Raw genomic sequence first — 13,596 nt, 5'->3', positions numbered from 1 at the left:
GTTTGTAAAGTTCTTCTATAAATTTGCATATCATGTTTGTAACAATCGAAAATTTAGTTTATTTCTATTTGAATTGAACAAGTATCCCTGAAAGGACACTTAATGAATGAGAACTTTTCCGCAATCTAAATGCACCAAAACTCATCTCCTTTTTTCGCTTGTAATATTTACCTTATTTATAATAATATTTTGGAAAATTACCAATGACTCACTAGACAACAAGTTTTATCACTTTGACAAAATTATTATCAATTGGTTATACACTTTTCACCCTTATCTAGATAAACTGATGAAGTTTATTGCATTCTTTGGATCAGGTGAAGGCTTGTTTTTATTACTTATCATTTTTTCAACTTTATTAATTTGCATGCAAAAAAAACTAGAGTCATCTTTTCTCATAATAGGATTAACAGGGGCACAATATTTCAATCGTCTTTTAAAGCCCATCTTCCAGCGTGAACGTCCTGATTTGGATCATATTCTAATAAATGCACATTTTAGTTATCCAAGCGGTCATGCAATGCGATCCATTGTTTTCTATGGCATGCTATGTGTTATGTTTGGAACAGCAATAAAAACAAACTACGCAAAAGCTTTTATTATCATAAGCACAGCTATGCTCGTTACTATGATCGGATTTAGCAAAGTTTATCTCGGGGTTCACTTTCCAAGCGATATTTTAGGCGGATATGCTGCTGGAGGAGCTTGGTTAACTATTTGTCTTCTAGGTCTTAAAACTGTAAGAATCAACTAAAAGGATTCCCGCTAGACTATTCATTCACCAATATTTCCTCCTAAAATTGAGTTTTTATTAATCATCTCATCTATTTGTGACTTCTTCCTTCACATTCTTTTAGCCCTTTTTAATACCTATACCAGTCTGTATCTTTCTAAATTTATTTTATTCCCTTGTAAATAATATTTGCTCTACAACAACCTGTACGATATCTATTATGTTTAAATCTCCTGGTTCTTTCCGCTATTGTTTTTTGACATTGCTCACATACATATACATGCACATTTCCCTTGAGCTTCATAACACCTGTTTTTGCAACACCTAATCTCTTTAATTCTTTCTCAAAATAATGATCACCATCATCATATGGTTTTCCCATCATAAAACAAGCGTAATGGATTAACTCATGTTTTAAAACATCTATCACTTCATCTTCGGTGTAGTTAGAAATTAGTTTTTTGGATAATTCGATTCGAACAGCTTTTGTGCATTCGAATTGTTTTTTTCTAAATATTGCTCTGCCAAGTGTTTTAGATAACCTACCATTTAACTGAATTGGTACATCTAAATGCAGACCATACTCCTTTTGAAGAAAATCTTCTGCAATTTGATTTAATTGACTTATTGTCATTGTCAAACAGATCCTCCCTCATTAAATTGGTTTAACCTTGCTTTTTACATTCTCAGTAATGCATTTACAGCTGCTGAATTATGAAATTCTCTCATCCAGCAGAACAAGCCACAGGCATCTTCAGGTTCTTCACCTTTATAAATGAGTTCAAACAGATTATCAAGCCAATTTCTCCCATCTAAAAACCGATTTTTTTCAGATATTTTCTCCATGTATATCGTATTAGCCTTCAAATAAATCGATTTTTTGTATTTGCATTAAACTTTTTGTTGACTACAAGTAAAATCTAACTATCTAAATAATATAATTCGTCACTATACTATCTTTCAGCTAACTATTACCTCCACCTGCTCTGAACTTTCATCCTATAGAATACTCCCTTGCCATATGTATATAAAAAGGTTATGAAGCAATGCTTCATAACCTTTTATAAATCATTTAAACTAATCCCAAATCTTTGTGCGGATCTCCAACCATTTTTTGCGGCTTTACAAATTCATCAAATTGCTTTTCAGTAATATACCCGCTAGCGATCGCTGCCTCCCGTAACGTTGATTTTTCATTAAAAGCTTTGTGTGCGATATCAGATGCTTTGTCATATCCAATAATCGGACTCAGTGCTGTAACAAGCATAAGCGATTCTTTTAAATATTTATCTATTCCTTCTTTATCAAGGGTAATTTTTTCTATGCTGTATTTTCTCCACATTTGACAAGCATCGGCTAATATGCGGCACGAATGCAAAACATTTTTTGTAATAATAGGCCGCATCGTACTCAGTTCAAAATTCCCTTGTGTGCCAGCAATGGCTACAGCATTATCGTTTCCGATAACCTGAATACTGACCATTATCATTGCCTCTTCTTGCGTAGGATTGACTTTTCCTGGCATGATTGACGATCCAGGCTCATTCGCAGGCAAATTTAATTCATGAATACCTGCTCTTGGGCCACACCCTAACCATCGGATATCATTTGAAATTTTCATCAAAGGAACTGCTAATGACCGTAATGATGCACTTATATGTACCATTGCGTCAAGTGAAGCTTGTGCAGCAAATTTGTTTGGTGCAGTCACAAAAGGATGACTTGTCAAACCTGCTATCTCTTGTGCTATATGTTCACCAAATGCAGGAAGTGTATTGATCCCAGTCCCGACTGCTGTTCCCCCTACAGCTAATAGAAAAAGCCCCGACATGGCATTTTTCACTTGATCCAGTCCATCTTTGAGTTGTGTTACATAACCAGACCACTCTTGTCCGACTGTTAAAGGTGTGGCATCTTGTAAATGCGTACGACCTATTTTTACAACATCAACCCATTCCACTGCTTTTTTCCACATCTCTTCTATTAAAGCTTCTATGCTGGGGATCAATAGGTTGGAAATTTCTAATACAGTAGCAATATGCATTGCTGATTGAAAGGTATCATTAGAGGACTGCGACATATTTACATGATCATTAGGATGAACAGGACTTTTACTGCCGACTACTCCACCGATTTTTTGAATTGCACGATTTGCAATCACTTCATTTACGTTCATATTTGTTTGTGTTCCAGAACCTGTTTGCCAAACATACAGAGGAAATTCCTCATCAAGCTGACCCGATATCACTTCATCTGCAACTTCAATGATCAAGTCTGCAATTTCTTTTGATAAAACCCCAGCTTCTTTGTTTACCTTTGCTGCAGCTTTTTTAATAAATCCATAAGCATGGCAAACGGAAAGTGGCATTCTATCCTCACCAATGGAAAAATGAAGTAATGAACGCTGGGTTTGAGCTCCCCATAATCGATTCGCTGGAACTTCTATCGCACCCATCGAATCGGTCTCTATGCGATACATTCCATTGTCAACTAGTGTACCTGCCGTTCTCTCTTTTTCATGTGCCAATATGATCACCTTCCATTTCTGGACTGTTTCCATTTCAGTCTAGCATAGCCAAATGACCTGTGAAAATTTCCTATTCGCTTCTCATTCTTGTTCTGATCGATAATATTAACAAATTGGATATTTTTCTGTTACTATTGGCATAGTGCTCCATTCTATTATTTTCTCATCATCAAAAATGCTAAAGTATTCGTAACATCCAGGTTGACTCAACACAGTCGGTAAATACCTTGGCAAAGTATCTACCACTCCTTTGTTTTCTGGATGGAGAATCCAATCAATTTCTTTCCAATCCAATATTCCTTCTCGATTTTTTATCGGTGTCTGGTAAGCATAATCTGAAGCTAATTCAACAAAAAATAAATACATTCCACTTTTTTGTTTCTGTTCTCTTGCCCATGTCACTACTCCTTTAAAAGTGACATTCGTTACCGATATTCCAGTTTCTTCTTTTATTTCTCGGATAATACATTCTTCTGGTGTTTCTTTTTCATTTAATTTACCACCCACTCCATTCCATCTGCCCATCCAAACCTTCTGTTCCTTATTTATTAAAAGAATTTCACTTCCTCTTTTTATTAAACAAATGGTATATGGCAAAACAAACTGACTAGATCCTTGCAAAATTATCTTCCTTTCTACTAACAATCATCATACCTACATCTGTTTCATTACGATCATACCAAATACACGATGACTACGATTTTTGACAACTCCACACGGCTAAAGCCGTGGGATTCTTGGGTAATCCTCGGTAATCCAAGGAAGTTTACCAAGCTTAGACCGTGAGCCCCACGGCAAGTAATCTTCTACCTTCTTTTACTATGTTTTTGGCTGCATGGATGTCTCGATCATGGGGAACGCCACACTCTGGGCATGTCCATTCTCGTAACTGGAGTTGCTTCACTTCTTTGTTTTTATAGCCGCAACTCGAACAAAGCTGACTCGATGGGAAGGATTTTCCCACTTTCACCAATTTCCTTCCGTATTCTTTCGCTTTGTATTCTAACATCGTAACAAACTCCGACCACGAAGCATCCGTGATCGATTTCGACAGCTTCTGATTCTTCACCATGTTTTTTACTTGCAGCGTTTCGATGCTGATGACTTGGTTTTCGTTCACCAGTTTTGTCGATAGTTTATGTAAAAAATCATGACGGGCATGGGTAATTTTTTCATGGATGCGAGCAACTTGGATACGAGCTTTGTGCCAGTTGGACCCGTCCTTTTTTCTTCTTGCCATCGTTTGCTGCGCTTTTGCTAGTTTTTGTTCGTATTGACGAAAAAATCGGTTCGCATTCTTTTTCGTTCCATCATCAAAAGTCGAAAAATCTTTCAGACCCAAATCAATGCCAATGGCTTCTTTTCTCGCTGGTATGGATCGCAAATAGCATCCCTCGCAAAGAATGGATATTTTATATTTCCCTGTCGCTGTACGACGGATCGTTGCGGATAAAATACGACCACTTATTTCTCGGGAGAGGACAAACTTCACCCAGCCTAATTTTGGCAGTTTGATTTGGTTCCCCTTGATTTCGATGGTCGGTCTGCTATTTTTGGAATAATTACACTGACTTGTATACGCTTGCATCCGATTTTTCCTGCTCTTGAAACGCGGAGCATCGTTTTGTTTTCGGAAAAAACGCTGAAAGGCATCCGCAAGATGTTTGAGGGTGTTCTGCAAGGAAGTAGCATCAACTTCTTTCAACCAGGTTAACTCTCGCTTTTTCTTCGTTAGGAAACGGGAACAAGTGGAATAGGTCAGCCCTTTTCCGATTGCTTGATACGCTTTGTTCCATTCACCAAGAAAATGATTGAATACAAAACGGCTACAACCGATGGATTTATGGATCATGGTCGCCTGTGCTTTGGTAGGTCGAAGACGGTAAGAAAAAGCTTTATGCATGGAATCACCCCCTTGTTGGAATTTTGCGAATAGTATAGATCGTATGTTCGTTACTTGTCAAGCTTATCTGAAAAATAGTCAAACTTACGAAAGAACAAAAAAGTATCTTCTTCTGATGCTCGCTTTCATCCCACTACCCCTACCGTGGGTTTTCTCGCTCGCAATGTTATAATAATTAGAATATAGCATTTATATATAGTATTCTGGATATGGAGGTGTTTATTTACAGTGAATCATAATTATTCACTTTATAAAAAGTATCGAATCATTAGAAGGAAGTATATTGAATGGAAAAGGGCTTTTTTAAGAAATATAAGGATACCGTTCTATCCTATACTGGCTATAAAATTTATATCAGAACAGATCAAATTAGGGTACCCGCCGAGTATAGACAAAACCATGTTTCAAACCGATAGTCCATTAGAAAGAATGCTGTATTATGCTATACGTCATGAATTTAAGGAGGGAATTGTCCCTCAATATCCATTTGGACCATATTGGATCGATTTTGCCTTCCCTTCCAAAAAACTTGCACTCGAATGTGACGGCAGAGCCTACCATTCAAGTAAAAAAAGCATAGAATATGATAAAAATCGAGATATCTATATGACCCGTCGAGGATGGAAAGTTTTACGCTTTACTTACCAAGACTTATTGCATCATAACCTTCAAAATACCATCAAACAGATTGACGCATATGTAAAAGGAACGCCGAAACAAAAAAGAAAAAAAGCTTAAAATAAAAAAAGATGCTCTTTCCAATTGGAGCATCTTTTCCGCTTGCTTCTATTTATCAAACAACATCGTAACCTTGATCTTCAATAGCTTCTTTTATTTGATCTAGACTTATTTTTCTTTCGTCATATTCCACAGATACCATATGACGAGCTAAATCTACTTTTCCTTTTGAACCAATTTCTCTTAATACACCCTCAATAGCTGAAACGCAGTGATTACAACTCATTCCTTCTACTTTTAATTCTGTATGCGACATTTTGTATTCTTCCTTTCCATAATCCTAATTATTTGACACTCCCACGGCTAAAGCCGTGGGATTCTTGGGTAGTTCACGCACGCAGTCCATTTCTGTTTTGTGCAACTCCCAAGTTCAGGGGTGTGCCATCACCCCATCCCATGCAGTTATGATGTACCTCCATGGGCGGCGTACCTGTTACCAGTACGCTAGGCTGCTAAACCGGATATCGCTTTAGCGATATTGATCGCGCCATTGAGATCTGCATGGCTACGATAGCCACATTCCTTACAACAAAAATGAAGTCCCTTGCGATTTGCTTTATAGCGATGACCATTTTTGCATGTTTGGCTGGTATATTCCGGATTTACCAATTCAAATCGAATTCCAGCCATCTCGGATTTGTAGCGAATGTATTCTCGTAGTTGATAAAAGGACCATGAATGAAGATTGCGACCTGGATCCGTGCGTTTCGATTTTGCTGTATTGCGAATGCCCCTCAAATCTTCCATCCGTATCACGCCAACACCGTTGGCAATGGCACGGTCGACGATTCGACGACTGATCCAATGATTTTGTTCTCGCATCCAGCGTGATTCTTTGTTTTTCGATCGCTTGATTGCGTTTCGTTTCTTCGCTTTTCCACACTTGCGTCTTCTTGCTGTATGTCGTCTACGTTTCTATGCAACCGAAGAACCTTTGAAAAACAGCGAATAGGTTCCCACACTTGCGACAGCAAGATAGCGCAGTCCTATGTCGATTCCCATGACACCTTCATTTGATGAGGTTTCCTCTTCCCATGTGATCGCAATAGCGAGAAACCATTTCTTTTTCTTGCAATATAGCTTCGCCGCTCCTTGTTTTACCGTTCCATTGATCAGTTTGTCCAGCCATTTTCGTTGAAAGGCTTGCACCACTATGGGTACACCGATTCGTTTTTCCAGCGTTGGGAAAGAGACTGTGTCGTATTTGTTTCCCTTTTCTACCTTCATGTTTTGATTGTTAAAAACACACCATATTTTACGAAACCTTTTTGCTTTCTGATTTTTCTTTTGCGACTTTACTTCCCGGATCGTTTGATTCACAATCGCAGACGGGAGTTTTTCCTGCGAAAACTCGCGGAAAATTTTACTCGTTGCTGTGTTTCCCTCTGGGTGCAGCAGCAGCCAATTTGCAAAATCCGTATTCCTGTCATTTGCTTGTACATCTGCTGTTTTGCTTCCGTTGGTTTATGTAGTTCTAGTCGCAGTGTGATCGTTGGCATGTGTTCCCCCCTTCTTTTGTGCTTCTACCTAGTGATGGAATGTCTCCCTCGATACACTTCCTATGGTATAAGTTTATTCAAACGACAGCAATGAATACAGCAAAAACTAGTTGCTCTAAGCGTTCCCTTTCTAAGGGATACCGAGCAACGCTGTCTTTCCTCCCACGGTTGAAACCGTGGGAGGAAAGACAGCAGAATTCTGTAAAACGCATGGCAGATCGACTCTAGTTTTTCTGAATAAGATTTCCAGTTTTTCTGAATAAGATTTCCAGATGTGTCATAATAAATCAGAAAATGTCTTGTATTGTTTTTCTATTCATATTAACGGCATGTCCTATACTTTGCAAGTCACCACTCATGATTGTTGTAATAGTAACATCTTCCGTGTTGATTTTAGAGATCTCTCCTTTCCAGTGCTTTATCAGGATACATCTCCAACATCCGCTATTTTTTTATCTGACATAGAATAAGTACTACATACCCTTCTTTTCTACTTTATCAGCTTTTCCTTGTATTCAGAATCACGGAACAACGCTTGTTTGCAAAAACAGAACCACCCGTTTGGATAGTCCTGTTTTGCTAAAATCATTTTTAATTACAGGTCTCCTACTTGGACCAATGATTTGCCTACTTTTTTTCCTGTAATAAGTCTCTCGTATGCATGTAAAGTATTCTCCAGCCCTTGTGTAACATCAAATTCCATTTTTAATTTACCTGCTTCATACCAAGGCCGCATGATACGATTGACATCTGGACCACGATGGTAAAAATCCGGTGAGAAAAAGCCAGTGAATTGTAGTCTCTTCATTAATACTTGGTCAAATTTATAAGGTCCTGGTATTGGCCCTTCCTTATCATAGTTAAGCAACAATCCGCATACGGCTACTTGACCAAATAAAGCCATATTTTCAAGAGCTGCATCTAAAATGGAACCGCCTACATTATCAAAGTAAACATTAATTCCTTCTGGACATAATTCCTTAAGGCGAGCTGCAACGTTTTCCTTCCGATAATCAATAGTCGCTGTAAATCCGAGTTTCTCTGTCAACCAAGCACCTTTCTCCGCAGACCCAGTAATGCCAATTACTTTACAACCTAGCTGTAAGGCTACTTGGCCAGCTAATGCACCAGTAACTCCTGATGCAGCTGAGACAACAAAGGTATCTCCTGGTTTTGTTTTTCCATATTCGACAACTCCCAAATAGGCAGTCCATCCATTTGGACCAAAAACAGCGAGGTGTTGCCGCAGGTCATCAAGCTGCCAACTAACTCTCTCCACATATGTTTCATCTGGTCTAGAAATCGAATAATCCGACCATTGTCCATAGGCTCGAGCTAAATCACCAGGTCGAAAATCGGGATGACAGGATTCAATAACGGTGCCTAAGACCATTCCAATCACTGGAGAGTTAAGCGGAGTTGGTGGTGAGTAAGAATCTTCACGAGCAGTCATCCACATACGTGTACCTGCGTCCAGCGAAAAATAGGCATTGCGAATGAGAACATCACCTTCAACAAGTGCTGGAATATCTTCTTCTATAAGTTCTAGTGCTGAAGCATAGTCATTACCTATTGGACGTCTAGCTAATAGCCAATAGCGATTCTTTGTCGTCATATATGCCACCTCTTGATGTATAAGAATATATTTCATTTTAACTTATATACAGCTAAAAAAATAGAATACTACAAAATAACCAAAAAAATTAATTTGAAAATATATTCAATTTGTTATAACAAAGGCTGAGAGATAACAAAACGTCAGTTCTTTTCTGATATGAAATATGGAATGAATAACTCGAAAACTTAACAAAATTTTTTCTTATCTTTTGTTTATACAAATTTAATTCAATACCATAGAGCTTCTTCTTAATAACTGTAATTCGCAACATACGAACATACTACCTATCATTCTTTGAATCTTATTGTTATACTATTTTATATATATAATTATTACTATTAAGTATAGGAGTTGTTAATTACATGATATGGTTAGGCATTGCACTAATTCTCATTGGAATTATTTTTGGCTTTGTTCGATTAGGTAGTCAATTTTTTGATATCTTAAGAATGGATTTCTCGGGAGTCGGCGGAAACATAATTGGAATCATTCTCGCTGTTCTCTTATCTGGAATTGGGTTTGTTCTTCTGGTGATCGGTATCATTGTAAAACTATTTTAATACATATAACTTTCAAGTCGAGTTTTTTAAATATCATCTTGTACTAACAAAAAAGAGTAAAACGCAGATCATTGCGTTTTACTCTTTCATCCTGTAGAAATATAAATTTGGCTTGGATGATTTATTTCTATTCCATGATGTTGAAACGCTGAAATTACTTCTTTTCGTATTTTCCGTTCCACATTTACATTCTCACCCGACACACATAAAGCCGATATGGTGATATGCATGCCCATCTGATCAATCTTTGTAATCCCTGTAATCTCTGGTTTTTCTACTAATATAGAGTGATATGTTTCAAACATCCGATCACAAACTCTTTGCAATACCTTATCTGTTATATCCATATCTGTTTCATAAGGCAGTGTAAAAATAACAATCGCTCTCATCTCTCCGCGATTATAGTTAGTAACTTGATTAATCTCTCCATTCGATAAATAATGCAGCCGTTGATTATATTCACGAATTTTTGTGATCCTCAGTCCTACTTCTTCTACTGTTCCTATCATATCGTTATTTATTTGCACTACGTCTCCTACCTCTAGTTGTCTCTCAAAAATAAGAAAGAAACCAGCAATAATATCTTTCACAAGACTCTGTGCCCCAAATCCAATAGCTAATCCTAAAATACTCGCTCCTGCAAGAATAGGTGTTGGATCGAATCCAATATTTATTACTATCGTGATCATACATAGGAAGTACAGCATATATTTGCAAGTAGATTTGATTAATTTATGCAGCGTATTTGCTTGATTTCCATGTACCTTACTGTGCTGAAACATCCAATCCAACGATTTATCAAGTAAACGAGAAACGATGATTGTAAGGACTAGAATCAAAATTATTTTTACTAATGGAATAATGAAATAAGTGACTGGATCATTTATGATTCCATGTAAAATAACATTTGCTTGCTTGATAAAAGGTTCTATTGGAATATGAAAATCTTTTTGCTCCTCAAACATGACAGTCCCCCATCTTCTATATACAACAAAATAAATATAAAATTATTCTTAATATGTCAATTTTCATTTAATAAATAAACTATATGTTAAAATAGTACTATCAAATGATGGAAAAAAAAAGACGTTTTTGAGGACAATGAATTGGAAATCCAAATAATGATAATATTGAAACGAAACTTAGGTTGGTCAAATTTTTTCTTTACTTCTTCCATCTCTACTGTTGGCACATATATGCTAATAAGTTCAATAAAATCACTCCTAAACATCCACAAAAGCCTAACTATTTTTCATTTCATCTTTTTCAAGCCCAATCGCTAACGTACGTTTCCAAATTGCATGACATACGAAAAAATACCCTTCCATAGTAGGAAGGGTATTTTAATAACTTTTATCCGAGAAACTAAGAGCAATCCCACTTCACCTGTGATTGAAACCATTTACAAATCATCCGAATTCGTTCTTTTAACTCTTCTTCTGACCTGCCCTCAATTAACATATGAGCTAGACGTGTTAAAACATAGGAATTCTTCGAGAATGTTTGTCCTACTTTTCCATAAACTTTATATTCATATACCCATTCAGGTGGTTGTTCGGTAGGTAAGGACAGCAGTTTTCCTTCTTCCAAGCTAAAGTATACCCATGCAGACAGTTTTTGCGGAGAATAATTTTCCCCATTATTGGGAAGTTCAATCGGAACACCACCTTGTAATTGAACATGTATCTGAGTCATATCTACATCATAGCTATGTTTTACACATTGTGCTATATGAGCTCCAGCAGGTCTACTGGCTATTTCACACAATACAATATCATCATTATCTGTGTGAAAAATCTCCGCATGAAAAGCAGTATCACTTGGAGTTTCCAGTGCTCTCGTTACATTTTTTCCGTATTCCACTAAACGTTTTGCCAGTGGATTATTAGGATGTAATTGACTACTTCCAGTAATACCAGTGTGATCCAAATCGATAAAATTTCCACCGACTGCTTCTGTTACACTGATAAATGCAACTTCTCCTTCTTTTATTATCCCATCAACGGTATGTAAAGTTCCATTGATATACTCCTCTACCTCTAGGTTATAAAGATTTGGATTCCCTAAAATAAAAGAATCTAATTCTTCTTCCGAATGGATTATAGTAGTACCTATTGAACCGAAGCCATCTGTCGGTTTAATGATAAAGGGGAATCCGTTTTGATCAATAAAAGAATGCAAATCAACCACATCAAAGATTCTTCTATGTTTTGGTACACGCAAACCATAAGCAGCTACTTTTTCCTTCATTTTCACTTTATCTCGGTAGTTGATGGCACTATTTACATTTTGGCCTTCGATCTCAAAGTATTCACGCAATTTCGAAGCCATTAAAATATCTGCTTCAAAAGCTGCAACTACTTTCCGGAAAGAGAACTGCTTATTTAACTGTATTGCACGGTGATAGATAAGAGGATTATTAATATAATTTTCTATAATTTCTATGTGCGCAAAAGCATTTTCAGGGAAAGAAAATCCTGTTTCTTTACTAGTAAAAAGCACCAATTTTTCATTTTGTGTTGCTAGAAGTTCATCATAAGGTAATCTTTCATGAGATGCAAAATTAAGTATCAGAATACTCAACTCATTCACCGCCCCGAATATTTTGTAATATATAATTATTCAAAAAATGAACATGTGACCCTTGTACATTTGTATTACTTTAGTAGTTATTATAATAGAATTAAATGCCACGCTCAAACAAATTAACAATAATTTTATTTAAATTAAATATAAATATCAATAATATATGGTTTAATGAAAAAAATTCGATTTTTTGTACGTTATTTTTAAAAATCCGATAAAAAAGAGAGCAATTTGCTCTCTCAAAATAGATCTGTATCAAATTCTTTTTGATAACTTCATATCTTCATCTTTTTAACTAGCGAATATGCTTGTTCCATTGTTTCTTTAACAATCCTGTGTGCTGATTTTTCACTTGCTAATCTTAAACCTTGACCAGCCCAAAGCGACATAAATTCAGGATTATTCCTTTGTGCAGCAGCTTGGCGAATATCTCTTGTCAATACATTTTGAATGGGGTATGGAGGAGTCTTTCCAGAATAATGTTGCATATCTTTCATCAATTGTGTTTTGATTCCACGTGCTGCTTTTCCAGAATACGCATAAGTAATCTCTGTAGCATCTTCATTTGATGAAATAATTTTCTGCTTATACACTTCGTGGGCTCCACTTTCCGGGCAAGTCAGAAACACAGTGCCCATCTGGACTGCACTAGCTCCTAAAAATAGACTTGCCACAAGTCCCCTGCCATCCATAATACCGCCTGAAGCGATAACTGGAATAGATACATGATCGACAATTTGTGGAACGAGTGCCATCGTTCCAATTTCTGAGTTTGATTCACCCTTCAAAAAAGTACCACGATGCCCTCCTGCTTCACTTCCTTGCGCAACAACGACATCTACTCCACTTTTCTCCAATATTTCTGCCTCATTTACTGTTGTTGCAGTCCCCATAACTACCGTACCATTTTGCTTCATCGCCTGTATCACATCAGATGATGGTATCCCAAATGTAAAACTAAAAAGAGGGATCTTTTCTTCCAGCAACACTTTTACTTGTTCATCAAAGGACTCTGCATACTTTGAAATTGCAGGACTTAAGGGAATACTCCATTTTTTGCGATATGTATTGAGAAAATTCGTCATTGTATCGATCGCTTCTGTTGATTCTACTGGATACTCAGGAACAAACAAATTCACACCAAAAGGGGAATCCGTTCGTTTTTTTATTTGTTGTATGGTATTTCGCAAGACTTCAGGAGTTAAATATCCAGCACCTAAATTCCCCAATCCCCCTGCATTTGAGACTGCTGCTACCAATTCAGGTGTGGTAGGACCACCAGACATCGGTGCTTGGAAAATGGGATATTTTATATTGAGACTACACAATAACTCACTCGCCTCTAGCATCATTTGTCCCCCTAGTTAACAATTTCCACTAAATACTGATGAATGTTTCCGCCCATGAGCATATTCCAGAAAGATACGAACAA

At 36.9% G+C, this 13,596-nt stretch carries 13 protein-coding genes and 1 pseudogene; 3 read left to right on the top strand and 11 right to left on the bottom strand.

The annotated features are described in order from the left end of the window. Nucleotides 1–289 precede the first annotated feature (289 nt). A complete protein-coding gene (locus tag AC5WOC_RS01800; protein ID WP_496053678.1) occupies nt 290–754 on the top strand; it encodes a phosphatase PAP2 family protein in 465 nt (154 codons plus the stop codon). 142 nt (nt 755–896) lie between these two features. On the opposite strand, the gene AC5WOC_RS01795 is transcribed toward AC5WOC_RS01800, so the two are convergent. The 5 genes from AC5WOC_RS01795 to tnpB all read right to left on the bottom strand — a co-directional run bounded on the left by AC5WOC_RS01795 (nt 897) and on the right by tnpB (nt 5,163). Beyond that, nucleotides 897–1,367, bottom strand: a complete 471-nt coding sequence (locus AC5WOC_RS01795; RefSeq protein ID WP_496054147.1) for a SprT-like domain-containing protein — start codon at nt 1,365–1,367, stop codon at nt 897–899. Between the two features lie 44 nt (nt 1,368–1,411). Next, nucleotides 1,412–1,579 carry a hypothetical protein gene (locus AC5WOC_RS01790; protein ID WP_496053677.1) on the bottom strand — a complete coding sequence of 56 codons (168 nt, stop codon included), beginning with the start codon at nt 1,577–1,579 and terminating at the stop codon, nt 1,412–1,414. 226 nt (nt 1,580–1,805) lie between these two features. Beyond that, complete coding sequence (fumC, locus tag AC5WOC_RS01785) at nt 1,806–3,212, bottom strand: class II fumarate hydratase (protein ID WP_496054146.1); 1,407 nt, start codon at nt 3,210–3,212, stop codon at nt 1,806–1,808. Between the two features lie 153 nt (nt 3,213–3,365). Then, nucleotides 3,366–3,857, bottom strand: a complete 492-nt coding sequence (locus AC5WOC_RS01780; RefSeq protein ID WP_496054145.1) for an NUDIX hydrolase — start codon at nt 3,855–3,857, stop codon at nt 3,366–3,368. Between the two features lie 178 nt (nt 3,858–4,035). Continuing rightward, nucleotides 4,036–5,163, bottom strand: a complete 1,128-nt coding sequence (gene tnpB / locus AC5WOC_RS01775) for an IS200/IS605 family element RNA-guided endonuclease TnpB (RefSeq protein WP_496053676.1) — start codon at nt 5,161–5,163, stop codon at nt 4,036–4,038. Between the two features lie 228 nt (nt 5,164–5,391). On the opposite strand from tnpB, the gene AC5WOC_RS01770 reads away from it, so the two are divergent. Next, nucleotides 5,392–5,901, top strand: coding sequence for an endonuclease domain-containing protein (locus tag AC5WOC_RS01770; RefSeq protein WP_496053675.1), 510 nt, complete (start codon nt 5,392–5,394; stop codon nt 5,899–5,901). Between the two features lie 55 nt (nt 5,902–5,956). Here the strand turns inward: AC5WOC_RS01770 and AC5WOC_RS01765 are convergent, their stop codons facing one another. From AC5WOC_RS01765 to AC5WOC_RS01755, 3 genes and pseudogenes are all read right to left on the bottom strand, one after another. Beyond that, a complete protein-coding gene (locus AC5WOC_RS01765; RefSeq protein WP_496053674.1) occupies nt 5,957–6,157 on the bottom strand; it encodes a copper ion binding protein in 201 nt (66 codons plus the stop codon). A gap of 188 nt (nt 6,158–6,345) precedes the next feature. Beyond that, a pseudogene (locus AC5WOC_RS01760) lies at nt 6,346–7,400 on the bottom strand (RNA-guided endonuclease TnpB family protein). Nucleotides 7,401–7,995: 595 nt separating this feature from the next. Then, nucleotides 7,996–9,015: an NADP-dependent oxidoreductase gene (locus AC5WOC_RS01755; RefSeq protein ID WP_496053673.1), complete on the bottom strand. Its 1,020-nt coding sequence runs from the start codon at nt 9,013–9,015 to the stop codon at nt 7,996–7,998. A gap of 365 nt (nt 9,016–9,380) precedes the next feature. Here AC5WOC_RS01755 and AC5WOC_RS01750 point away from each other — a divergent pair, with 365 nt between their 5' ends. Continuing rightward, complete coding sequence (locus tag AC5WOC_RS01750) at nt 9,381–9,578, top strand: hypothetical protein (RefSeq protein ID WP_496053672.1); 198 nt, start codon at nt 9,381–9,383, stop codon at nt 9,576–9,578. A gap of 86 nt (nt 9,579–9,664) precedes the next feature. On the opposite strand, the gene AC5WOC_RS01745 is transcribed toward AC5WOC_RS01750, so the two are convergent. From AC5WOC_RS01745 to AC5WOC_RS01735, 3 genes are all read right to left on the bottom strand, one after another. Beyond that, nucleotides 9,665–10,543: a mechanosensitive ion channel family protein gene (locus AC5WOC_RS01745; RefSeq protein WP_496053671.1), complete on the bottom strand. Its 879-nt coding sequence runs from the start codon at nt 10,541–10,543 to the stop codon at nt 9,665–9,667. Nucleotides 10,544–10,943: 400 nt separating this feature from the next. Then, complete coding sequence (locus AC5WOC_RS01740) at nt 10,944–12,161, bottom strand: ATP-grasp domain-containing protein (protein WP_496053670.1); 1,218 nt, start codon at nt 12,159–12,161, stop codon at nt 10,944–10,946. A gap of 278 nt (nt 12,162–12,439) precedes the next feature. After that, the gene (locus tag AC5WOC_RS01735) at nt 12,440–13,513 is read right to left on the bottom strand and encodes an NAD(P)H-dependent flavin oxidoreductase (protein WP_496054144.1); all 1,074 of its coding nucleotides are present in this window, start codon (nt 13,511–13,513) and stop codon (nt 12,440–12,442) included. Nucleotides 13,514–13,596 lie beyond the last annotated feature (83 nt).

This window comes from Shimazuella sp. NTD247 (genome assembly GCF_059510415.1).
The sequence above is the reverse complement of the archived record's forward strand: the minus strand, read 5'-3'. Positions and strand labels throughout refer to the sequence as shown.